The 22576-nt window shown below is 68.1% G+C and carries 20 protein-coding genes, 2 tRNA genes and 3 pseudogenes; 6 read left to right on the plus strand and 19 right to left on the minus strand.

The genetic code is table 11. The features are described from left to right. Positions 1-44: 44 nt before the first annotated feature. The 11 genes and pseudogenes from O159_RS13985 to O159_RS06710 all read right to left on the minus strand — a co-directional run bounded on the left by O159_RS13985 (position 45) and on the right by O159_RS06710 (position 10660). Positions 45-903, minus strand: a pseudogene (locus O159_RS13985) (IS5 family transposase). A gap of 99 nt (positions 904-1002) precedes the next feature. Then, entirely contained in the window at positions 1003-1170 is a 168-nt protein-coding gene (locus tag O159_RS15700; RefSeq protein WP_330216814.1) for a hypothetical protein, read from the minus strand. 174 nt (positions 1171-1344) lie between these two features. Next, positions 1345-2025 carry a hypothetical protein gene (locus O159_RS06665; RefSeq protein WP_052323481.1) on the minus strand — a complete coding sequence of 227 codons (681 nt, stop codon included), beginning with the start codon at positions 2023-2025 and terminating at the stop codon, positions 1345-1347. A gap of 37 nt (positions 2026-2062) precedes the next feature. Next, positions 2063-4498: a DEAD/DEAH box helicase gene (locus O159_RS06670; RefSeq protein WP_021754984.1), complete on the minus strand. Its 2436-nt coding sequence runs from the start codon at positions 4496-4498 to the stop codon at positions 2063-2065. 61 nt (positions 4499-4559) lie between these two features. After that, positions 4560-5312: a twin-arginine translocase subunit TatC gene (gene tatC, locus O159_RS06675; RefSeq protein WP_043994114.1), complete on the minus strand. Its 753-nt coding sequence runs from the start codon at positions 5310-5312 to the stop codon at positions 4560-4562. Positions 5313-5355: 43 nt separating this feature from the next. Beyond that, complete coding sequence (gene tatA, locus O159_RS06680; RefSeq protein ID WP_043993598.1) at positions 5356-5586, minus strand: Sec-independent protein translocase subunit TatA; 231 nt, start codon at positions 5584-5586, stop codon at positions 5356-5358. 362 nt (positions 5587-5948) lie between these two features. Then, on the minus strand, positions 5949-6923 hold the full coding sequence (locus O159_RS06690) for a helix-turn-helix transcriptional regulator (protein WP_043993600.1): 975 nt from the start codon (positions 6921-6923) through the stop codon (positions 5949-5951). Beyond that, positions 6916-7938, minus strand: coding sequence for a helix-turn-helix transcriptional regulator (locus O159_RS06695; protein WP_021754989.1), 1023 nt, complete (start codon positions 7936-7938; stop codon positions 6916-6918). The genes O159_RS06690 and O159_RS06695 overlap by 8 nt, the downstream gene beginning before the upstream one ends. Before the next feature lie 43 nt (positions 7939-7981). Further along, entirely contained in the window at positions 7982-8914 is a 933-nt protein-coding gene (locus tag O159_RS06700; RefSeq protein WP_043994116.1) for an FKBP-type peptidyl-prolyl cis-trans isomerase, read from the minus strand. A 64-nt stretch (positions 8915-8978) separates the two neighbouring features. After that, a complete protein-coding gene (locus O159_RS06705; protein ID WP_021754991.1) occupies positions 8979-9998 on the minus strand; it encodes a tRNA (adenine-N1)-methyltransferase in 1020 nt (339 codons plus the stop codon). After that, positions 9995-10660 carry an HAD family hydrolase gene (locus O159_RS06710; protein WP_081689941.1) on the minus strand — a complete coding sequence of 222 codons (666 nt, stop codon included), beginning with the start codon at positions 10658-10660 and terminating at the stop codon, positions 9995-9997. Before O159_RS06710 ends, O159_RS06705 begins: the two co-directional genes overlap by 4 nt. Before the next feature lie 112 nt (positions 10661-10772). On the opposite strand from O159_RS06710, the gene O159_RS06715 reads away from it, so the two are divergent. After that, entirely contained in the window at positions 10773-11693 is a 921-nt protein-coding gene (locus tag O159_RS06715; protein WP_021754993.1) for a PAC2 family protein, read from the plus strand. Between the two features lie 156 nt (positions 11694-11849). On the opposite strand, the pseudogene O159_RS06720 reads toward O159_RS06715, so the two are convergent. Together O159_RS06720 and O159_RS06725 are read right to left on the minus strand one after the other, a co-directional pair. Continuing rightward, positions 11850-12714, minus strand: a pseudogene (locus tag O159_RS06720) (undecaprenyl-diphosphate phosphatase). An 8-nt stretch (positions 12715-12722) separates the two neighbouring features. Then, positions 12723-14048: a M20/M25/M40 family metallo-hydrolase gene (locus O159_RS06725; protein WP_021754996.1), complete on the minus strand. Its 1326-nt coding sequence runs from the start codon at positions 14046-14048 to the stop codon at positions 12723-12725. A gap of 120 nt (positions 14049-14168) precedes the next feature. Here O159_RS06725 and O159_RS06730 point away from each other — a divergent pair. Both O159_RS06730 and O159_RS06735 read left to right on the plus strand, forming a co-directional pair. Beyond that, a tRNA-Leu gene (locus tag O159_RS06730) sits at positions 14169-14253 on the plus strand. A gap of 138 nt (positions 14254-14391) precedes the next feature. Beyond that, positions 14392-15477 carry a VIT1/CCC1 transporter family protein gene (locus tag O159_RS06735; RefSeq protein WP_021754997.1) on the plus strand — a complete coding sequence of 362 codons (1086 nt, stop codon included), beginning with the start codon at positions 14392-14394 and terminating at the stop codon, positions 15475-15477. Positions 15478-15729: 252 nt separating this feature from the next. Here O159_RS06735 and O159_RS06740 read toward each other — a convergent pair whose 3' ends face one another. Further along, positions 15730-17145 (minus strand): MBL fold metallo-hydrolase, encoded by a 1416-nt coding sequence (locus O159_RS06740; RefSeq protein WP_021754998.1) that lies wholly within the window; start codon positions 17143-17145, stop codon positions 15730-15732. After that, complete coding sequence (locus O159_RS15000) at positions 17135-17311, minus strand: hypothetical protein (protein ID WP_169725671.1); 177 nt, start codon at positions 17309-17311, stop codon at positions 17135-17137. The genes O159_RS06740 and O159_RS15000 overlap by 11 nt, the downstream gene beginning before the upstream one ends. Positions 17312-17660: 349 nt before the next feature. On the opposite strand from O159_RS15000, the gene O159_RS06750 reads away from it, so the two are divergent. Both O159_RS06750 and O159_RS06755 read left to right on the plus strand, forming a co-directional pair. Then, complete coding sequence (locus tag O159_RS06750; protein WP_021755000.1) at positions 17661-17957, plus strand: metal-sensitive transcriptional regulator; 297 nt, start codon at positions 17661-17663, stop codon at positions 17955-17957. A gap of 124 nt (positions 17958-18081) precedes the next feature. Then, positions 18082-18918 (plus strand): DUF3097 domain-containing protein, encoded by an 837-nt coding sequence (locus tag O159_RS06755; protein ID WP_021755001.1) that lies wholly within the window; start codon positions 18082-18084, stop codon positions 18916-18918. A gap of 90 nt (positions 18919-19008) precedes the next feature. Here O159_RS06755 and O159_RS06760 read toward each other — a convergent pair whose 3' ends face one another. Continuing rightward, the gene (locus O159_RS06760) at positions 19009-19560 is read right to left on the minus strand and encodes a YceI family protein (protein ID WP_021755002.1); all 552 of its coding nucleotides are present in this window, start codon (positions 19558-19560) and stop codon (positions 19009-19011) included. A gap of 150 nt (positions 19561-19710) precedes the next feature. On the opposite strand from O159_RS06760, the pseudogene O159_RS13995 reads away from it, so the two are divergent. Next, positions 19711-20304, plus strand: a pseudogene (locus O159_RS13995) (UbiA family prenyltransferase); the annotation flags it as partial. A gap of 165 nt (positions 20305-20469) precedes the next feature. Here the strand turns inward: O159_RS13995 and O159_RS06775 are convergent. From O159_RS06775 to O159_RS06785, 3 genes are all read right to left on the minus strand, one after another. Then, positions 20470-21762 (minus strand): LCP family protein, encoded by a 1293-nt coding sequence (locus O159_RS06775; RefSeq protein WP_021755005.1) that lies wholly within the window; start codon positions 21760-21762, stop codon positions 20470-20472. A 372-nt stretch (positions 21763-22134) separates the two neighbouring features. Next, a tRNA-Ala gene (locus O159_RS06780) sits at positions 22135-22210 on the minus strand. A gap of 107 nt (positions 22211-22317) precedes the next feature. Continuing rightward, complete coding sequence (locus tag O159_RS06785) at positions 22318-22563, minus strand: TFIIB-type zinc ribbon-containing protein (RefSeq protein ID WP_021755006.1); 246 nt, start codon at positions 22561-22563, stop codon at positions 22318-22320. Positions 22564-22576: the final 13 nt, after the last annotated feature.

Here is a 22576-nt window from a genome sequence, read left to right on the forward strand (position 1 = left end):
AACAGACGGGAACCACACTCAGGTGGGGCCACTTAGAGATGGTTTCAGTAGTCGTTTTTGGTGAGTTTGCGGGCGCTGGTGATCGCGATTGCTAGAGCGACGAGCGCCGTGATCGTTGAGGCGGTGCGGTCGTAGCGAGTGGCGAGTTTCCGGAAGGCGAGGATCCAGGCCATGGTGCGTTCGACTACCCAACAGTGTTTACCCAGTCACTGTTTGGAGTCGACTCCGATTCGTGCGATGCGTGCCTTGATCCCACGACAACGCAGGTAACAGCGGACGCGGCGGTTGTCGTAAGCCTTATCGGCGTGGAAGATAACCGGGCGGCGTCTGGGCCGACCGCGGCCGACGCCCTTGATCGCGGTGATGTTGTCTAACACAGGTTCCACGAGCATGGAGTCGTGTCGGTTGGCGCCGGAGATCTCCACATGCAGCGGGAGTCCGTTGCGGTCGGTCAGGACATGGTACTTGGTGCCCCGTTTCCCACGATCCGTGGGGTTAGGTCCAGTGAGATCGCCCCCCTTTTCGCCCGGACACTTACGGAGTCCAGGCAGGTTCTTGACCAGTCGATCATGCCAGCCTGGCCGAGTTCGTCGAGCATGATCTTCCGCAGTGCATCCCACGCGCCCGCTTCGGACCATTCACGCAGACGCCGCCAACAAGTGACCCCGGACCCATACCCCAACTCGGGCGGGAGCTTCTCCACGGGATCCCCGTCAGCAGCACGAACACGATCCCAGCGAACACCTTCCGGTCAGGAACCCGAGGCTGCCCAGCCCGCCCATTGACCACAGGCGGCCGAGGCGGAATCAACGGCTCCAGCCGCTCCCACAACATATCCGTAATGAACCGATCCTCAGCAAGCGTCGACACTCGACCAGCATCCCCGCTAACCAGCCACAACAACCACCGCCACGCCGACTACTGAAACCACCTCTTAGCTTCGACACAACCAGCCCGGCAAGTCGCCGCCGGGGCCAGACAACTCCGACAACCCGGAGCCCGCTAACAGTGACACAGACAGGCGATCGCCAGCTGCTGCTGATTCTCGTCGGTCTGGCCGAAATCCGCGTTGTTTGTCTGGGCCAGGATGACCTGCGCGCCGTCCCGCATCATATCGGTCAGCAGCTGGTCGTCGACAATGTCGAAGCAGATCGAGATGCCGGCGCGCACACCGTCGATGTCGACGACATTGGCCTTTGTGCCCGGTGTGTAGTCGCGGGCGATGAGGTCGATGAGCGAGGGCGCGAACAGTCGCCAGAACGCCCGATCGGGGACGTACTCGCCGAAGGGATATCGGATGCTTCTTGTCGTACTGGTCGAAAGCGCCTTTTCCCGCCTCCCACTTCAGCGACGAGGTGAAGTACTCGCCGTCGCGCTCCGTGATGGTGCCGACGACGAACGGGGCGCCGTAACGACGGCTGAGCGCGTCGAGGACGGCGGCCGCATCCGGGTCCCGGGTCGGGTCGGGCAGCGCGGAGCCCTCGGGCCAGAGGACCACATCGACCCGTTCGTCGGGCGAGATCCTCTGAGTCTCCTCGACCTGGTGTCGAACACGGCGCCGACCGGCGCCCTGTCGAAGTACCCCGCGGGGCCATTGCCCTGGACCGCGGCGATGCGGACAGTCCCGTGCGTGGGTGTCGGCCAGGCCGGGATGGCGAACACGAGGGCGACGGCGATGCCGGCCAGAGCCCAGCGCTGGACGCTGCGCACCTCGGCCGCGAATCCCAGCTCGATCAGCAGCGCCACCAGCCACACCATCGCGAATCCGAGACCCGCGATGCCGAGCCAGGCGGCGAGCGGCGCGAGGGGGCTCTCCGACTGCGACTCGGCGACGCGACCCCAGGAGAAGAGGAAGGCCGCCCCGGCGCGACGGCCGCGCAGCGCGAGCAGCACCATCGCGATACCGGCGAAGGTGAGCGGCCACCAGTCGCGATCAGGGAAACCCGCGTCCAGCACCGGTCCCGCAGCGGCGGCAAGGAGGATCGCGAACCAGAGCGGGAGCGGAGTGCGAGGCGGTCGGGTCACGATTCGAGAGCCTAAGGCGTCGCGCTCGGTGCGTCGTTCAGGCAACGGACGAGTACGCCACGATGCCGCGGCGAATGGCGTCCAGCGCCTGCCGTGCGGTGCGTCCCACCTTCCCCTGAGCGACCAGCGAGAGCTGATCGAGCAGATCGATGGTCTGTTTTGTCCAGCGGACGAAGTCGCCCGCGGCCATATCCGCCTCGCGGAGCACGGCGTCCAGCCCCGAGCCCCGAGCCCACTGGTGCATCGCGAGCGCCAGAGCGGTGGAGGGCGGCTCGCTGCCGGGCAGGCGATTCTCCCGTTCCAGATCGTCCAGCCGGGACCACAGGTCGGTCGTTTTGTCGAGCGCGGGGCGGAAAGCCCCCTGTGGCAGCGCCCGGTCGTGCCCCAGCCCGTCGTCGCGGCGGGGCTCGAAGACGAGGGCGCAGGCCATCGCGGCGAGACTCGGAGCGTCCAGCTCCTTCCAGGTGCCGCGGCGCAAGCACTCGGCGACGAGCAGGTCGCGCTCGCCGTAGATGCGCTTCAGAGTGCGGCCGTGGGCCGTCAACTGCGTCGCGCCGTCGTCGACGACGAGATAGCCCAGCTCGTCCAGCACATCCGAGACGCGGTCGAAGACCTTCGCGACGGCGCCGGTGCGGGACTGGATCTGCGCGCTGAGCCGGTCGGTCTCCCGCTTCAGCTTCCACCAGCGCTCGGCCCAGCGGGCATGCTGCTCTCGATCCGGGCAGCGGTGGCACGGGTGCTCGCGCATCCGCTTGCGCAGCTCGGTCAGCTGCCGCTGGCGGCGATCGCGATCGGCACGCGAGGCGTTGTCGAGCCGCTGGCCCTTGCGCTCCAGATCGGTGAGCTCGCGACGGAGACGGGAGTACTCGCGGAAGTCGCCGAGGTGGCAGGTCATCGCCCTCTCGTAGCCGGCGAGCGATTCCTCCTGCTGGCGGACCTTGCGCGCCAGGTCGACCACCGCGCGGTCGGCCTGGAACTGCGCGAACGACGACTCCAGGATCTCCCGGGTGCGCTGCCGTCCGAACTGGTCGATCAGATTGACCGCCATGTTGTACGTCGGCCGGAAACTGGAGTTCAGGGGGTAGCTGCGCCGCGAGGCCAGCGACGCGACCGACTGCGGATCAAGACCGTCCTCCCACTGGATGACGGAGTGCCCTTCCACATCGATGCCACGCCGCCCGGCACGTCCGGTCAGCTGCGTGTACTCCCCCGGTGTGATCGGAACGCGGGATTCGCCGTTGAACTTCTCGAGCTTCTCGAGCACGATGGTCCGCGCCGGCATGTTGATGCCGAGCGCCAGCGTCTCCGTCGCGAACACGACCTTGACCAGCTTGCGGCGGAAGAGCTCTTCCACGACCTCCTTGAACGCCGGCAGCATACCGGCGTGATGGGCGGCGACGCCGCGTTCCAGCCCCTCCAGCCACTCCCAATAGCCAAGCACCGCGAGATCCTCGTCCAGCAGTGTGCGGCAGCGCTCCTCCACGATGGAGCGGATCTCGTCGCGCTCGCGCTGCTCGGTCAGCCGGACGCCAGCCCGCAGAGTCTGCTGTACGGCGGCGTCGCAGCCGTTGCGGCTGAAGAGGAAGAAGATGGCGGGAAGCAGGTTGTGCTCGTCCAGCAGCCGCACGATCTCGGCGCGGTTCATCCGGAACGAGTCCGGCCGTCCCCCGCGCGAATGGCGCCGGCCGACATCGCGCGTCTGCCGGCTGCTGAGCACGCGGCCCCCGGAGCGTGCCATCTGAACGAGCTCCGGGTTCACCCGGTTGGTCGCCGCCAGCCCCGACGAGTCGAACAGGTCGATCAGCTTGGAGCGCATCAGGATGTGCTGCTCCAGCGGCACCGGACGCTCCTCGGAGACGACGACGTCCGTGTCGCCGCGGACCGCCTGCAGCCAGTCGCCGAACTCCTCCGCGTTGGACACCGTCGCGCTGAGCGACACCATCCGCACCGGCGGGGGAAGATGGATGATGACCTCTTCCCACACAGCGCCGCGGAACCGATCAGCGAGGTAATGCACCTCGTCCATCACCACGTACGCCAGATCGCCGAGCAGATCGGAGTCCGCGTAAAGCATGTTGCGCAGCACCTCGGTCGTCATGACGACGATCCGGGCGTGCGAGTTGATGTTCGTGTCGCCGGTGAGCAGACCGACCGACTCGGGACCGTAGGTGTCCTGGAGCTCCTGGAACTTCTGGTTGCTCAGAGCTTTCATCGGAGTGGTGTAGAACACCTTCGCGTTCGCCTCGCGCATGGCGAGGAACACGGCGAACTCCGCGACGATCGTCTTGCCCGCGCCGGTGGGCGCGGCCACGAGCACGCTCCGGCCGTTCTCCAGGGACGTACACGCCTCCCGCTGGAACGGATCAAGGTCGAAGCGGAGCCCCGCCAGGAACGTCTCGAGCAGGGGCTGCCGTGTACGCTGTCGGGAAGCGGCGAAGCGCTCGGCCAGGGAGAGCTGCTGCTGATCGGTCACCGCACCAGCCTATGCTCTGCCCCAGCGCTCACAGCCGTCCCCCGCGGCCGATCGGCCTGGCCTAGACGGGGAGGTCGGCTTCCAACCGCTGGGCGGCTTTGGCGGCCCGGCGATCGTGCAGCCACGACACGCCGTAGGCCCCGAAGTAGAGGAACACCATCGGGATCGCCAGCAGGAACATCGAAAGCACATCGGCCGCGGGCGTCGCGATCGCCGTGAAGAGGACGATCGCGATCATCGCCCAGCGCCACGACGCGATGATCGTTTTGGCGCTCAGCACCCCCACGAAGTTGAGCAGCACCAGGAACACAGGCAGCACGAACGCGACCCCGACGGCGATGACAAGCTTCATGATGAAGTCGAAGTAGGTCTTGGCGCCGATGATCGCCGAGTCCTGCTCCGGGGCGAAGCTCGTCAGCAGGCTCACGATGTGCGGCACCAGCAACCAGCCGACGAAGCCTCCCGCGATGAACAGCGGCACGGCGGTGAAGAAGAACCCAAAGGCGTACTTCAGCTCCCGGCGCGTCAGCGCGGGGACGAAGAACGCCCAGATCTGCCACAGCCAAACGGGACTGGAGATGATGGCGCCGATGGTGATCGCCATCTGCATCTTGAGGTCGAACGCCCCCGTGATGCTGTCGTAGTTGAGCATGGCCTCACGGCCCTGCTGCGCGGCGATGTCGGTGACAGGCCCACGCATCGCGTTCATGATGGGTGAGGCGAGAAACCAGCCGACGACGGCTCCGGCGAACAGAGCGATCGCCGATCGGAAGAGGCGTTTACGAAGCTCGATGAAGTGCTCGGCAAGCGACATCCTGCCTTCGCTGTTCTTGCCTCGCTTCTTCGAGGCCACGGCGTTACTTGGAGTTCTGCTCGGACGAGGTGCCCGTGTCGGTCGTCGGGGCGGTGCCGCCACCTTCGCCCTTCTCCTTATCGCCATCCTTCTTCATCTCGTTGACTTCACCCTTGAAGATCCGCATGGACTGCCCGACGCTCTTGGCCAGAGCGGGAAGCTTCGGCGCGCCGAACAGGAGCAGGATGACTGCGAGAATGATGAGCAGATGCCATCCGGTGAGGCCGCCGAGCATGATCAAGTCCTTTGGGTGAGGTGGGTTTGACGAAACGGGTTCGCGTTAATCAACAGTTTACCGCGCCTAACCCGTGAATCCCTGCGAGATTGCCGAACAAAGGCCCGGTTCGCGAGCGCTTGCGTACGCCGATCGCGAAGCTGCGTGGCGTCCAGGAGCACAGCAGGGTGAAAGGGAGCCTCCCGCACCTCCTGCATACGTCGTGTCAGTATTTCAGTACTCTCAAGGAGGGCCGCCGTCTCCGAGGCGGCGGCCATCAGCTTGCGGAACAGCCACCAGGCGAAGAACGCGAGCATCCCGAGGAGGCCGAGCACAAGCGCGAGCCAGATCAGGAGCCACGACCACCAAACCATGTGGCTATTTTAACGGTATCGACGGGCGCCCGCACGAGCCCATTCCGCGACGACACGACGCGCCTCGGGCGGATCGAGAACGGTGAGCACACCGGAGAGTCCCGCGACCAGCCGCTTGAGGCCGTGGAAGTGGGCGACGCGGACACTCGTGCGCAGCCGCCCGTCGCGCTCCTGGCGAACCGCGTTCTCGGGGATGTAGTCCTCGATCAGGGGCACAGCGGAGGCGGAGACCTCGATCGTGACCAGTGAGTCCTCCGGGGTGCCCTCGAACAGCGTCTCCGGGAGCGTGACATCGCCCGGCCGGTAGGAGATCGGCTCATCGGTGGCCACGAGGTCGTCGATGCGGTCGAGACGGAACGTGCGGATCGCGGTCCGGAGATGGTCCCAGCCGCGCAGATACCAGTCCTGGTCGATGGATTCGACGCGCAGCGGATCGACACGGCGCCGCTTCCGCTCGCCGCGCGAATTCCGGTAGGCGAACTCGAGCTGGGCGCCGGCGACCACCGCATCCCGGATGGTCGCCAGAGCCTCGTCCGACTCCGAGCGGGCGACGGCCACCTGACTGGGGGCCGCAGAGGCTCCTCGGGCCAGCTTCGCCATGAGCGAGCCGATGACATCGCGGTCGGCGTTCTCGGTCAGGGCCGTGAGGTACTGGAGTCCGGCGATGAGCGCGGCGGCCTCCCGGGCGGAGAAGCGCGGCGAGTCGTCGATCGCGACCTGGTGGGTGAGAACGATCTGATCGTTGTCCTCGAAATCGTCCCAGGCGATGTCGAACAGGTCCCCCGGCTGGTAGGCGGTGGTCTCCCCCGGGATGCCGGAGACCGCGATGAGGCGGACGGCGTCGCGCATGCTCTCCTGGTCGACGCCGAAGTGCTGGGCCGCCTCGGCGACGCTCACCCGGTCCCTGTCCATCAGGTAGGGCACGAGTGCGAGCAGGAAGGCCAGTTTGTCCTGCGCCTGCATCGGACGCCTCCACTCAGCCATGCACGCTCCCCTCGTGCGCCGCCGCCGTCGCGCGCAGCCGTCCGAGCACCTTGTCGCGCAGCTCCTCAGGGGCTATCACGTGTACCTCCGGGCCGAAGCTCGCGAGCTGATCGGCGAGGATGTTGATGTCGGAGAAGTTGACCGCAAGCCGGAACGCTTCCCCTGCGCCCGCGATCGGGACCGCATCGCCGGAGCGTTTGCCCAGACGGGTCGCCGCGTCGGTGCCGACTGTGACCTCGACCTCCGCGACATTGGCCGCCCAGATCGCATCCAGCTCCGCGAGCGCCTGCGCGGCGAAGTCGCCCTCCTCCTGCCGGAACCCGCGCGCGGTCAGCTTGACCGGGCCCACGATGCGGGAGAGGAGGAAAGTGCGCGCCTCCCCGGCGTCCTGGTCCATGCCCCGCACATGCCAGCGCCCCTGGTGCTGCACCAGGGCGAGCGGGGCGACAGTGCGCAGCCGGGACGCGCTCTCGCCGGGCTTCAGGTAGGGGAACTGGACGAGGACATGCCGCTCGAGGGCCTGGCTGAGCGGCTCGAACGCACTCTCCCGGGCGCGCAGACGGGGCGCGTAGCCGACGATGGGGTCGTCGGCCTCCACCCCGAGGGAACGCAGCTTCAGGAGCGCACGCCGGGACTCGCCGGAGAGCGAGCCCTCGCGCCAGACCGTGGCCGCGAGGCCGAGCAGGGTGATCTCCTCGGGTGAGAACACGACATCCTGAGGCAGGTCGTAGGCACCCTTCGGAATGCGGTAGCGCAGCAGCTGGTTGTTGCCGGCCGACTCGGGCGACTCCACCGTCTCCAGGGGCACGCCGAGCTCCCGGATGTCGTCCTTGTCGCGCTCGAACTGGCGCTCCAGGGAAGCGTTGCCGCCGTGCGCGTCGAAACGCTGGCGGTAGCCCTGGACGGTGGACAGGATCTCATTCTTGGTCAGCCCGTTCTCGGTCGCGAGCAGCGCCAGGACGAGGCTGAACAGACGCTCCTCGACCGGGACACGCGAGGACGAGGATCGAGACACCCGCTCATTCTAGTCCGCGGACGAGTCCGGGCAGCCGAGGCGGTCAGCGGATGCCGAGGATGTCCACGACCCAGGCCGAAGCGGGGAAGCCGCCGGAGGCGGGCGTCTCGATGACCAGCTGCGAGCCGGTCTTCTGGCCGACCAGTTCCTTCAGCATGCTCTGCGGGAGCACGCTCTGGTTCTGGCTCTGGATGGTGCTCTGGCCGGTCGCCAGACTCGCGAGGTCCGCAATCCCTGCGGTCCACGAACTGGTGACGATCTTCTTGTTCTCCCAGCCGACGACCGTGTAGTTCAGGACGATCTCGCTGTCCTTCTTGACGGTCGCACCGTCACCGGCCTTGAGCAGTTCGCTGCGCACGCTCTGGGGTGCGGAGCCCGAGGACGGGATGGTGATGCCGGGCTGGCCGGTCGGGGCGAGCACCACGGTCGGGAAGCCCGAAGCGGCCGGACGCACCGCGCCGTTGGCGGCCGAGGGGTAGGACTTGACGATGTCGATCACGTAGATCGGCGAGGTCCTCTTGTCCTGCGAGCCGGCGTCCGAGGGCGAGAGCACAATCGCGACGCGAGAGCCGACGGCCGCGCACTGCAGACCCTTGCTGATCGGGTCGGAGCCGAGCGGGAACCACTGTGTGCCGCGGCTCTGCCCGGCGATCTGGCCCGTGACGCCGTTGACCAGAGTGTAGCTCAGCTCGATCGAGTCGCCCTTGTGGACGCGGTCGCCGCTGCCTGCGGTGAGGATGCTGCGCTGCGATGAGGCGGTGTAGATCGGGGACGGCGCCGTCACCGTCGGCGAGCCGCCGAACCTTCCGGTGGCCGAGACCAGGGCGGAGGCCTTGCCCGCGGTCAGCTCGGTGCCGCAATCGGCGTTGGGGTCCGAGGAGCATCCGCTGAGCGCGGCGGCCACTAGGGCGGCGGCCACGAGGGCGGCGGCCAGGACGACGGCGGACGTTCTTCCGAGTGCGGTTGCTCTGCGCACGGGTCCTCTTTCGATCCGATCGGTGGTGAGCGGTCGCGCTGCTTTCGCGGCGGCCTCCCTCATGTTAGTCGACGCCCGGAGCGTCCTCGTTCCGGTCGCGGGCCAGGTCGGCGCTCGCCGCCGCCTCGCGCATCCGCTTGCGGAGGCTCTTCGGGCTGGACTGGCGCTCGCCCAGCGCTCCGGGCGTCCAGGCCTCGACATCCGCGTCCGAGTAGTCGCTCTTGGAGGGACGTCGCTTCAGCTCGGGAAGCACCGTGCCCGGCGCCAGCCGGCGAGCGGTGAGGAGGAAACCGGTGTGCGCGATCATGCGGTGGTCGGGGCGGACGGCCAGCCCTTCGACATGCCAGCCACGAACCATCGTTTCGCTGGACTGGGGATGCGTGTAGTGGCCGGTCGCCCGGATCGCCTCGGCCACGCGCGAGAGCTGGGTCACGGTCGCGATGTAGCAGAGGACGACCCCGCCGGGTTTGAGCGCGGCGGACACCGCCTCCAGCGTCTCCCAGGGCGCGAGCATGTCCAGGACCACGCGGTCGACGGAGCCGGGCTCGACGGTGGCGGGCAGGGCGTCCTGCACATCGCCGACGGCGACGGTCCAGTTCTCCGGATCGCGGCCGAGGAAGGAGGCCGCGTTGTCGCGCGCGACCTCCGCGAACTCCTCGCGGCGCTCGAACGAGAGCAGTCGGCCCTCCGGTCCGATCGCGCGCAGCAGCCACAGCGAGAGGGCGCCGGAGCCCACGCCCGCCTCCACGACCGTGGCGCCGGGAAAGATGTCGGCGAGGGCGAGGATCTGCGCGGCGTCCTTCGGATAGACGATGGCCGCGCCACGGGGCATGGACATCACGAAGTCGTTCAGCAGCGGACGGAGCGCGAGATGTTCGACGCCCACATTGTTGACGACCACCGAACCGTCGTGCTGGCCGATCACAGCGTCGTGCTCGAGCACGCCGCGGTGGCTGTGGAACAGCGCGCCCGGGACGAGGGTGATCGTGTTCATCCGGCCTTTGGGCCCGGTGAGCTGCACACGGTCGCCCGCGCGGAACGGTCCGGAGCTGCGCGGGGCACGCTCGGGGCTGACGCCGGTCACAGGGCCTCCCTCCTGGCCGCGGCGGCCGCGGCGACATCCTCGGCCGAGCGGCCCTCGAGGGTCGGCCACAGCGTGTGTTCCTCCGACTCGGGCAAGGGCACGATGTGGGGCACGCCGATCGCGACGGCGCCCGAGGCGACGGCGGAGGCGAGACCGACCAGCGAATCCTCGATGGCCACAGCCTCGCGCACTTCCACGCCCAGCAGCCGCGCTGCCCGCAGGTACGGCTCGGGATGCGGCTTCGGCTCGTCCACCTCGTCGCCGCTGACGATGGCGTCGAACGCGGCGAACGGGATGCGATCGACGATCTGCTCCGCCATGCTGCGCAGCGACATGGTCACGAGGGCCGTCGGAACGTTCCGCTCGCGCAAGCTCGCGAGGAGCTCGCGGGCTCCCGGACGCCACGGCACGCCATCGGCCGAGAGACGCTCGCACACCCGCCCGGTCAGCCAGGCGACGATCGCATCCGCCTCCATCTCGACGCCGCCGCGGGTGCGGAGGACCTCGGCCGAGTTCCAGAGTCCGAGACCGACCATGAGGAGAGCGTCGTCGTGAGTCCAGACGCCGCCGAACGAGGCCACCAGCTCGCGCTCCGCATCCATCCAGTAGGGTTCGGTGTCGACGAGTGTGCCGTCCATATCCCAGAAGACGGCGGCCGGCATCGCGTGCGGAGTCAGTTGGGTCACGGCAGACAAGTCTATCCCGGCGGCCTCGGGCTTATTCTTGAGGGATGGCGTCCCGACCGGTCGCCGGACGAAAGGACCAGAACGCCCCGTGACTGACGCGAACAGCATCCTCGGAGGGCGCATCCTCGTGGTGGCCTTCGAAGGGTGGAACGACGCTGGCGAGGCCGCCAGCGGGGCCGTCAAGACGCTCAAAGACCAGCTGGATGTCGTCCCGGTCGCCGAGGTCGACCCCGAGCTGTACTTCGACTTCCAGTTCAACCGGCCGGTCGTCGCGGACGACGACGGCCGCCGGCGCCTCATCTGGCCGTCCGCGGAGGTTCTGGGCCCGGCTCGCCCCGGCGACACCGGCGACGCGCTCGCCAGCGACGTGCTTCTCGATGCCACCGGCGCCAACGCGGGCAATATCTTCCTCCTCCTCGGCACCGAGCCTTCGCGCAGCTGGCGCAGCTTCACGGCGGAGATCATGGATGTGGCCCTGGCCTCCGACATCGGCGCCATCGTCTTCCTCGGCGCAATGCTGGCGGACGTGCCGCACACGCGCCCCATCTCCGTCTTCGCTTCGAGCGAGAACGCGGCCGTCCGTGCGGAGCTCGGCATCGAACGCTCTGCGTACGAGGGGCCGGTCGGCATCCTGAGCGCGCTCGCCGAAGGGGCGGAGGAGGTCGGCATTCCGACCATCTCCATTTGGGCGTCCGTTCCGCACTATGTACACAATGCGCCCAGCCCGAAAGCGGTGCTCGCACTCATCGACAAACTCGAAGAGCTGGTGGATGTCACCATCCCGCGTGGCTCGCTGGTGGAGGAGGCCACAGCCTGGGAAGCCGGGATCGACGCGCTGGCTGTGGACGACGACGAGATGGCCGCTTATATCCAGCAGCTGGAGCAGGCACGCGACACCGTGGACTCCCCCGAAGCCAGCGGCGAGGCGATCGCCCAGGAGTTCGAGCGCTACCTCCGCCGCCGCGATGGTCGCGACGGCCGCGCCGGCGACGACCCCCGCCGAGGCTGACCCCGCCTTCTGCTCCTTCGCTCGACCTCTCCTGAAACGGAGGAGTTTCCTACCCAAATGTCCGAAAACTCCTCCCTTTCCTGATTTTCTCCCGCAAGTCGCCCAACATCTCCTCCCTTTTCCGACATCGGAGGAGGCCAAGACCCGGGGCGAAGATCAGGGGGTGAGGACGCCGGTGCTCAGCAGGACGATCAACAGCGCACCGAGGGCGATGCGGTAGACGACGAACGGCAGGAAGCTGCGCCGGGAGATATAGCCCATGAAGAAAGCGATCACCAGCAGGCCGACCACGAAAGCGACCGCGGTCGCCGCAGCGGTCTCGACCGGTCCGAAGACTTCGGGGGTGCAGTGTCCGGCCTTCGCGAGCGCTTCGGCACACGGCTCCTTGAACGCCTTGTAGAGCTGGTACAAGCCGCTGCCGAAGACCGCGGGGATGGCGAGCAGGAATGGAGTACCGGGCGGCGGCGCGACGCTGGTACCCCATGAACAGCCCGGCGGTGATCGTTCCGCCGGAGCGGGACACGCCCGGGATGAGCGCGAGCGCCTGCGCGAAGCCGAAGACGATGCCGTTGCCCCAGGTCAGCTCGCGGAGGCGGCGGGTCTTCGCGCCCACCCCGTCCGCGATGCCCAGCAGGATGCCGAAGACGATGAGCGTGACGGCGACGATCCAGAGCGAGCGGAAAGTGGTCTCGATCGCATTCTGGAACGCCAGGCCGAGGACGACGATCGGAACGCTGCCCAGGATGACCAGCCAGCCCATCCGGGCGTCCGGGTCGCTACGCGGCACCCTGCCGGACAGCGACTGGACCCAGCGCGAGACGATCCGCGCGATGTCGCGCCAGAAGTACAGCAGCACGGCGGCCTCCGTGCCGAGCTGGATGATCGCGGTGAAGCGGGCGCCCGGGTCCCCGCCCGTGCCCAGCAGCTCACCGACGATGCGGATGTGCGCGCTCGAGGAGATGGGCAGGAACTCGGTGAGTCCCTGGACGAGGCCCAGGATGAGGGCGTTGAGGAAGTCCATGCGTCCTTTCAGTAGCTGCGCAGCAGGTCGCGCAGGACGGTTCTCGCGAACACTAGCGCCTCGAGGGGCACACGTTCGTCGACACCGTGGAACAGTGCGGGGAAGTCGAGCTCCTTGGGGAGTCGCAGCGGCGCGAAGCCGTACCCGGTGATCCCGAGCTTGCTGAGCGCTTTGTTGTCCGTGCCGCCGGAGAGAAGGTACGGGAGCACGGGCGCGCCGGGATCGTGGCGTTCGAGCGTCGCGGCGATCGCCTCGACCAGCTCACCGCCGAAGTCCGCTTCCAGCCCGATGTCGCAGTGCAGGACCTGGATCTCCACCTCGTCGCCGACCAGGTCGCGGATCTCGGCGAGCACGCGGTCCTCGTCGCCGGGAAGGGTGCGGATGTCGATCAGCGCCTCCGCGGTGTCCGGGATGACGTTGTGTTTGTAGCCCGCCTTCAGCAGCGACGGGTTGCTCGTCGCGCGCAGGGTGGCCAGGATGAAGCCCGCCGCCGTGCCGGTGCGCAACACGACCTCGTCGGGGCCGACCCGCTGGGGGTCGACGTTCAGGAGGCGGCCCAGCTCCGCGACCAGCCGGGTGGTGGTCGCCGTGAGCTGGAGCGGCCATTCGCGGCGGCCGATGGCGACGACAGCCTCCGCGAGGCGGGTGATCGCATTGTCCCGGATGAGCCGGGAACCGTGTGCGGCGGGGCCCCGGGCGATGAGTTTGATCCAGACCAGAGATTTCTCTCCCGTCTGCAGCAGATAGGCGCGGCGGCCGTCGAGGTCGATCGAGTAGCCGCCGACCTCGCTGATGGCCTCGGTGGCTCCGGCGAACAGTTCGGGGTGGCTGTCCACCAGAAAGTGGGAGCCGCGCCGGCCGCCGTCTTCCTCATCGGCGAAGAAGGCGAGGACGAGGTCGCGTTCCGGCCGCTCCCCTGCGCTCAGGATGTCCCCGACGGCGGTCAGGATCATCGCATCCATGTTCTTCATATCGACGGCTCCACGCCCCCAGAGCATTCCGTCTTCGATCTCGCCCCCGAACGGGTCGACCGTCCAGGTGCGCGGGTCGGCGGGGACGACGTCGAGGTGGCCGTGGACCACCAGCGCGGGCTTGCCGGAGTTCCTGCCCTCGACCCGGGCGACGACGCTCGTTCGGCCGGGCTCCGAGTCGAACAGCTTCGGCGCGAGCCCGAGCGCGCTCAACCGCGCCTCGACGTACTCCGCAGCGGCACTCTCGCCGTTGGACCTTCCCTCTCCGTAGTTGGTGGTGTCGAAACGGATGAGGTCCCGCGCGATGATCGCGGTCTCGTCGAGCTCAGGGGGCGTGGCTGGGTCGGACAGAGCATCGGTCATACGACAACGCTACCGGGACCGCCGCCACGCCCGGGCTGCACGACGGAATGAAGCCGTCGTTCGCATTCGTGCTAAGGTCTTTCTTCGGCAGCCGTAACGATCGGCGGCTGTGTACACCTCGTCCGGGTGGCGGAAATGGCAGACGCGCTAGCTTGAGGTGCTAGTGCCCGTATAGGGCGTGGGGGTTCAAGTCCCCCCTCGGACACCGAAGACGAAGGCCCCGAAGCCGCTCAGCAAGAGCGAGATCCGGAGCCTTCGCCGTGTGCTTTGTGCTTCCCGCCTTGCAGCGCGAACAGCGACGGACCGCGCCCGGCGCCCGCCCGTCGCCTAGGCTTGCACACTGATGAGCACCACATCACGCACCCCCTCCCCCGCCGACCTCAAGCGCTGGCGGCGCTATCTGGCCGACGAGCGGGCGGAAGCCGCCGTCTACCGCGATCTGGCAGGACGCCGGGACGGCGAGGAGCGCGAGATCCTGCTCGCTCTCGCCGACGCCGAGGGCCGCCACGAACAGCACTGGCTGGATCTGCTCGGCGACCAGGCCGGAAAGCCTCTGCGCAGTGACATCCGGACCCGGGCGCTGGGCGTCCTCGCCCGCCGGTTCGGCTCCGTCTTCGTGCTCGCGCTGGCCCAGCGGGCAGAGGCCCGCTCACCGTATGCGACGGACGCAGACGCGACCGCGCAGATGGTGGCCGACGAACAAGTACACGAGGAAGTCGTGCGCGCGCTCGCCGCTCGCGGACGGCAGCGGCTGTCGGGGACATTCCGCGCGGCGGTGTTCGGGGCGAACGACGGTCTCGTCAGCAATCTCGCGCTCGTGCTCGGCGTGGGCGCGAGCGGCGTCGCCACAGAGATCGTGCTGCTCACCGGTGTGTCGGGGCTGCTCGCGGGGGCGCTGTCGATGGGCGCCGGCGAGTACGTGTCGGTGCGCTCGCAGCGCGAACTGCTGGAGGCGTCCACCCCCAATCCAGCGACCCGTTCCGCGCTGCCAGACCTGGATGTGGACGAGAACGAGCTCACGCTCGTCTACCGGGCTCGTGGGATGTCCCCGGAGGAGGCGACCGCGCACGCGCACGAGGTGCTCAGCACCCTCGGGGCCCACTCCTCCCCCATGCCAGGCCCGGGCGGGAAGGACGCGGAGCACGAGGAGATCGGCACCGGCTGGAACGCGGCGCTGTCGAGTTTCTGCTTCTTCGCGTCGGGTGCGCTCGTCCCGATCCTGCCCTACCTCGTCGGGCTCACCGGGACGAGCGCCGTCATCGTCGCCTCGGTGCTCGTCGGGCTGGTTCTGCTGGGGACCGGCGCGATCGTCGGGCTGCTTTCGGGCGCATCCCCCTGGAAGCGCGCGCTGCGCCAGCTCGGCATCGGGTTCGGCGCCGCCGCCGCGACCTACCTTCTCGGCCTGCTCTTCGGCGCGACCGGCGGGTGAGCGCTGCTGACGCGCGCTCCGGCCGGAGGGGCGGGAGCGCGCACTGCTCGCAGTTCGATGCGGTCTCGTGACGGGACCGCAGACCGTCTGAGGGGAGAGCGGGCAAGACGCCGCTGCTTCCGCTAACCGCTCAGCCAGGCGGCGAGCGAGCGCCGGCCGGCTCTCGCGCGGCCGAGCAGGCTGCTGGCGCTGGTCGTTCCAACGACGAAGAAAGAGGCCGCTTGGGGTTCCACGAGGCACCGGGCGGGAAGGTCAGCCGGTGACGGGGGTGTTGCCCAGGATCGCGAGCCAGGCTGCGTAACTGCCGTCGAGTTCGGCGACGTCGTACCCTTCGCGGCGCAGTGCGCTCGCTGCGACGCTGTTGCGCACCCCGCTCTGGCAGTAGGTGACGATCGTTCCGGCGTCGGGGTCGGGGAGGAGGTCGAGGTCCCAGAGCACACGGCCGCCGGAGATCTGCTCGGCGCCGGGCAGGTGGCCGGCGCCGTACTCGGTGCGGTTCCGGACGTCGATGAGCATGGTCCGCTCGAGGTCATCGAGGTCTTCGGGCGCGACCAGGCGGGGCCTCACCAGTTCGAGCCCGTCGAGCGAGACGATATAGCCGCGCATGGTGTCGATGCCGACACGGAGCAGATGGTCCCGGATCTCCGAGGCTTTCTCACGGGAGCCCGCGAGGAGCACGATCGGGCGCTGCTCGGTCTCGGGGTCGACCGCCCAGGCGCCATAGCTGGCCGCCTTGCCTCCGGGGATGTTCAGCGAGGACTCCACAGTGCCGGCATGCACGTCGGCGTTGTGACGGGTGTCGACGAAGAGCAGCGCATCGTCGGCCAGTCCGCGTCGCAGTTCCTCTGCCGTGTACTCGACCAGCTCCCGAACCTCGCCACTCACCGCAGGGCCGGACTTGTTCTGCCGCTTCATTCGGGCGAAGTAGGCGTGTGCGTCGGGCTGGCCGCTGAGCAACTCGTCGACGAAGCCCTGCTCGTCCCCACGCGCGAGGTACCCGCCCCACCAGGAGAATTGGCGCTCATAGCCGACGGTGGACGTGGCGACCGCACCCAGGGCTTTGCCGCATGCCGAACCCGAGCCGTGCGCCGGCAGCACCTGTACGAAGTCGGGCAGGGTGAGGAAGCGGTGGCGCAGGCTCGCGAAGAGGTCTCTCGCTCCCTGAAACCGGGAATCGACGAATCCAGCCACCTCGTCGAGCAGATCGGGACGGCCGAGGTCGCCGACGAAGACGAAGTCTCCGGTGAGCATGAAGCCCGGTTCGTCCGCCTTCGCACCGTCCGTCACGAGGAACGACAGGTGCTCCGGGGTGTGGCCGGGTGTATGCACCGCCTCGATGACGACGTTGCCGAGTTGGATGCGATGCCCGTGCTTCATCTTCGTTGCGCTGTCGAAGTGGCGGCCGTATGTCCAGCCGGGTCCGCCTTCACCAGAGAAGTAGACCGTCGCTCCTGTCTTCGCGGCAAGCTCGCGTGTGCCAGAGAGATAGTCGGCGTGGATGTGAGTCTCGGTCACGCCGACGATGCGCAGGCCGTTCTTCGCAGCGAGACGGAGATAGACGCCGATGTCACGGCGGGGGTCGACAACGATGGCTTTGCCGCCGGCCTGGCAGCCGATGACATAGCTCGCCTGCGCGAGGTCTTCGTCATAAATACGCTCAAGCAGCATTTTCAGTCCCTTCGCGGTGGTGGAGGCTCTGGTGTGAGGCGCGTTCGGGTGTCGGGACGGAAGCCCGACGCTGACCGCAGGACGCCGCCCCGACGGCGACGAGGACGATCCGCTTGCTGTTCACGACCGCAGCGATGCCGCCGGAGCCGAGCTGCGTGGTCGCCATCCGCTCCGCTCCCTCAATCGGACCGGCGACCGAGCAGACGGGAGAAGATCCCGCCGCGATCGGCCGCGGCCGCATCGATCTCGGCCTGGGTGTGCTTGCCGCTGCACCATTGGGAGGCCGGAACGCTCCGCCTGACCGCCTCAATGTGCTGACCGCACCCCGCCCAGGTCGTCTTCCCGCAGGTTCGACACCTCACCGCTTGGCACATGGTTCCGGTCCTTTCTTCCTGTGATCGCCGAATCGCGTCATCAGCCCGGGAGAAAATACTCATGGGGGTATTTTGCGTTGCCACTAACTATACACATGGGGGTATATTCGACGTCAAATCCCCTCAACCGGAAGTGACGCCATGAACGCTGACGCCCGCATCGAATGGATCCCGGCCGCGCACGACGCCGAGGCGAAACGGAGGGTCGCGAACCGCCTGCGTCGGGCCCACGGACAGCTTGCGGCGGTCATCAAAGCGGTCGAGCAGGACGCCCACTGCCGCGATGTCGTGCAGCAGCTCTCGGCGGTCTCGAAAGCACTCGACCGGGCCGGTTTCCTCGTGATCTCGACCGCTCTGAGAGAGTGCCTGAACGATCCCGAGGCAGAGGACGCCACCGACCCGGACGAGCTGGAGAAGCTCTTCCTCACCCTCGCTTAGCCGCGTTTCCCAGCGGACCTCCGGACGGGACGACCGGCGGAGACAGCGGCCGGAGAACCGTGTCGGGCCTCGCCGGTGCGCCTCGGCCGCCGCTCCCACGGCATCCCTTAGCCTCCCTCACGTGATGGACGACCGCTACGGAACCGATGTGCTCGCTGGCGACTGGCGGAACGCCGGGCGCCGCCCCGTGCCCGAAGCGGAGGCTGTGCGCGACCTCGTCGTCGAGGAGGCCGTCAGCGGCTTCTGCGGTGCGATCACCCGGCTCGAAGCGCAGACGGTCGAGCTGGAGGACTACTTCGGGAAGAGACGCGTCTTCCCCCTCGGGGGCTCCTTCCTGATCGACGGGGCGCCGGTGCGGCTGGTCGCCCCGAAGCGCGCGGCCGGCGGACGGACGCGAACCGCGTCCGGCTCGTTTTCGGCCGGCGAGGCGAACGCTCAGGTGGCGCGCGCCTCCCGGATCTTCGTCGAGGGCCGGCACGACGCTGAACTGGTGGAGCGGGTATGGGGCGACGATCTGCGCGTCGAGGGCGTCGTGGTGGAGTACCTGGACGGTGTGGACGATCTGGATGCGATCGTGCGCGATTTCGCACCGGCCCGCGGCCGGCGCATCGGCGTGCTGGTCGACCACCTCGTTCCCGGATCGAAGGAGAGAAGGATCGCCGAGCAGGTCGCGCGGGGGAAGCACGGCGAGCACGTGCTGATCGTCGGGCATCCGTACATCGACATCTGGCAGGCGGTGAAGCCCGAGCGGGTGGGACTGACGGCGTGGCCGAGCGTCCCGCGCTCGATCCCGTGGAAGCACGGGATCTGCCAGACGCTCGGGATGCCGCACGCGACCCAGGCCGACATCGCGCGGGCGTGGAAGCGCATCCTCGGCCGGGTGCGGACGTATGCGGACCTGGAACCGGATCTGCTCGGCCCGGTGGAGCGCCTCATCGACTTCGTGACCGAACCCGCTTAGCCCCTGCGTCGTTCCGAGCGGGATCGGAAAGCGCCCCGGTCCCCGAGCCGTTTTCGGAAGCGGGGACGGGGCGCTTGTCGCGAGGGCCGGTCAGCCTTTCTGCAGCACCGCCTGGAATTCCAGCGCGATCGTCACATCGTCGCCGAGCAGCACGCCGCCCGTCTCCAGTGCCGCGTTGTAGGTGAGGCCGAAGTCCTCGCGGTTGATTGTGGTCTTGGCCGTCGCTCCAGCCTTGTCATTGCCGTACATATCCCGGCCGAAGCCACCGAAGTCGAACTCGAAGGTGACCGGTTTCGTGACGCCCTTGATGGTCAGGTCGCCATCGACCAGGAACTCGCCGTCTTCCTGGCGCACGCCGGTGGAGACGAAGTCGATGGTCGGATGCTCCTCGGCGAGGAAGAAGTCGCCGGTGCGGAGGTGTGCGTCGCGGTCGGCGTTCTTGGTGTTGACGCTGGCGACCCGGGCGTGGGCGGTGACGCTCGACTCGAGCGGATTCTCGGCTGTGACGAAGGTGGCGTCGAAGTCTTCGAAGACGCCCTTCACCTTGCTGATCATGAGGTGGCGGATGCTGAAGCCGACCTCGCTGTGCGCAGGGTCGATGGTCCAGGTGCCGACCTTGTAGCCGGGGATCTCGATGGTCATTCGGTTTCTCCTTGATCGGAAGATATCGCTGAGGAACAGCTGTCAAAGCCCGTGCAACGGCCGACATCGGACGACTATTCCAGAGAATCCGAAAAAGCGCCTCCCGACCCGCTCTCTTTCCCCCGCCGCCCGAAGGCTTACGATGAGCCCATGCCGACCCGGAGCGCGCCCGTCTCGCTGCTCCTGTGCAGCCACCCCGGCCCCGCCCTCGTCGTCACCGTCGTCGCCACCGGGCTCGGACTCGGGCTCGGTTACCCTCCCGGGCGGCTGGCACTGCTCGCTCTCGCCGTCCTGCTCGGACAGCTCTCGATCGGCTGGTCCAACGACTGGATGGATGCCGCCCGCGGCGACATCCCCGTTCCGGTCGTCCGCACGGCCGCGTTCGCCGCCCTGGCGCTCGCGCTCGCCGCCACCGCCCTGCTCGGACCGGGCGCGCTCACCGTCCACACCGTCGCGATCGCGGGCGGCTGGAGCTACAACGCCGGCCTCAAGCGCAGCGCCCTTTCCTTCCTCCCGTTCGCGGTGAGCTTCGGGCTCCTCCCCGCCATCGCCGCACTCGGCCGGGCGACGCCCGTGTGGCCTGCACCGTGGGTGATCGCCGCCGGCGCCCTGCTCGGGGTCGCCGCGCACCTCACGAATGTCCTCCCCGACCTGGCTGACGACGCCCGCACCGGCATCCGGGGCTTCCCGCACCGCATCGGCCCGCTCATGAGCGGCGTCATCGCCTTCGTCTGCCTCATCGCCGCGACGGCGCTCATCGCTGTCGGCCCGGGCCTCCCTGTCCGTCCGCTTCTCACCGTGCTGGCCGGCCGTGGGGCACGGCTCACAATCCTGCCGTTCGACGCTGGTTCGGGTGGCGCTCTCTGGTCGCGCCGACCCGCCGTGGCGTGTGGGCTTTCGCGGGCGGTGTCAGTTGTTGCCTTTCGTGCAGGTCTGCTGTGCCGCGGTCTGCCCGGTGACGTTCGAGGGCAGCTCGACAGACCCTCCGCCGGTCGGCGTCGACATGGCCGGTGGCTCCGTCGCCGACTCGGTGACAGCCGGAGTCGGCGTGGGCGTGGCGTTCGGCTCCTCCGCCGCGCGGCCGGTCGTCCCGGTCAGCTTCACCGAGTGATCCTGCACGAGCGCCTGGTTGACCACCTTCGCGGCCGAACTCTGCGGAACCACCCGGTTCGCGTTGTCCGGATCGGAGACCGTCGGATACTGCAGAAAAACCATGTTCTCAAGACCCGTGTCCTTCAGCGCCAGCGCGATCTGCACCAGGGTCGTCGGGTTCGTCAGCGTCTGCGACGGCGTCACATTCGCGACGACAGCCTTCGCGAGCGCGTACAGCTGCACCGGATTCGACAGCACTCCGCCGCTCACGATCTTCCGCGCGAGCGCCGAGAGAAAGACCTGCTGGTTCGAGATGCGGCCGAGATCGCTGCCGTCGCCGACGCCGTGGCGGCTGCGCAGGAAGGAGAGCGCCTGGTCGCCGACCAGCGTGTTCTCCCCCGCCGGCAGATGCAGCGGTGGGTTCGTGTAGGCGTCGCTCACCGGTGTGGCCAGGCAGACCGCCACCCCACCGACGGCGTTCGACATGGCGCTGACGCCGTTGAAGTTCACCGTCGCCGCGAACGGGATCTGCACACCGGTCAGTTTCTCGACCGTCAGCACCACGCACGGCAGCCCGCCGCGCGAGAGAGCCGTGTTGAACATCGCGGAGGAGGAGGAACGGACTGTTCCACCCCCTTTGAGCGCGGGGCACTCCGGCATGGACACCATCAGGTCACGCGGGAAGCTGACGACCATCATGCTCTTGTGATCCTGAGCGATATGCAGCAGCATCGTCACATCGTTGTTCCCTTGGCCGCTGGACGCGTCCTGCTCAGCGGCATTGTCGTAGACACCGCCGAGTCCGCTCCTGCTGTCCGTGCCCACAAGGAGCAGGTTAACGCCGCCGTCGATGGCGCCGACGTCCGGGACGTCCTGCGGCGCGGCGGTGTGCCCAGGGAGGGCGACCAGCTGGACGCCCTTCTTCACGGAGCGCGACACGTCCCACACCGCATAAGCGGAGACGAACGCCGTGCTGACGAGGGCGACCGCGATCACGCCGGACAGCAGCCTCAGCGCGGAGAGCGCTGCCCGCCGACGCGGCAACCGCCCATGCCGAACAGCAGCCGGACCGCGGGCGACGCGGACATGTCGGGGCGGAAAATCGGTCATGGCTATCCTCATGGGGGTTCACTCGTCGAGGTCGGGCTCGGCAGAATCCTACCGAGCGGGGCATTCACGCGCCGACGAAACGAGCCCCGACACTGAGAACGCTCTCACACGTCGAGCCCTCGTTTCGGATAAACGAGGGAATCATGGCGGAAGCTTCGAGAGTACGTTCCACCCCGGTGCCCCGGTGGCGAAGTCTCTGTTCGGATCAGAAGCGGTCCTACGGGAGCCGCGATGGTCGGGTCTGAGCGCCGATCGGCCGCCTTCGGGGCCAGCGACTGTGCGACCAGGCGTTCTCCACCACAAGCGCCCTCACCGAGAACCTGGACGCGACCTCGGAAATCACCGACGTCTACGAGAGCAGCCTCGACCAAATGGTGGATCTGAGGGGACTCGAACCCCTGACCCCCTGCATGCCATGCAGGTGCGCTACCAGCTGCGCCACAGACCCATGAATTTAGGTTTCCCTGGCTTCCCAGGACAACCCGTTCAGCGTACTACACCCGGGCAGCCCGGCGAAAATCGGTGCGCCATCCCGGGCGTGTACCGCTGGCGGTCTCAGTCGAAGAGCTCGCTGAGCCAGTTCTCGCGACGCTTCTTCTGCGGATACGGGTTGTGCGGGTGCAAGCGCTGCTCATCGTACCGAGCAGGGGTCGGGTCAGCCGCGGGCACTGCGGAACGCTCGATGATCTTGTCGAGCTCGCCGCGATCAAGCCACACGCCGCGACACTCCGGGCAGTAGTCGATCTCGATGCCGGTGCGCTCGCTCATGATGAGGGTGCTGTTGTCGGTGGGACACTTCATAGCTCCATCCAAA

This window comes from Leifsonia xyli subsp. cynodontis DSM 46306, from assembly GCF_000470775.1.
GTDB classification, from domain to species: domain Bacteria; phylum Actinomycetota; class Actinomycetes; order Actinomycetales; family Microbacteriaceae; genus Leifsonia; species Leifsonia cynodontis.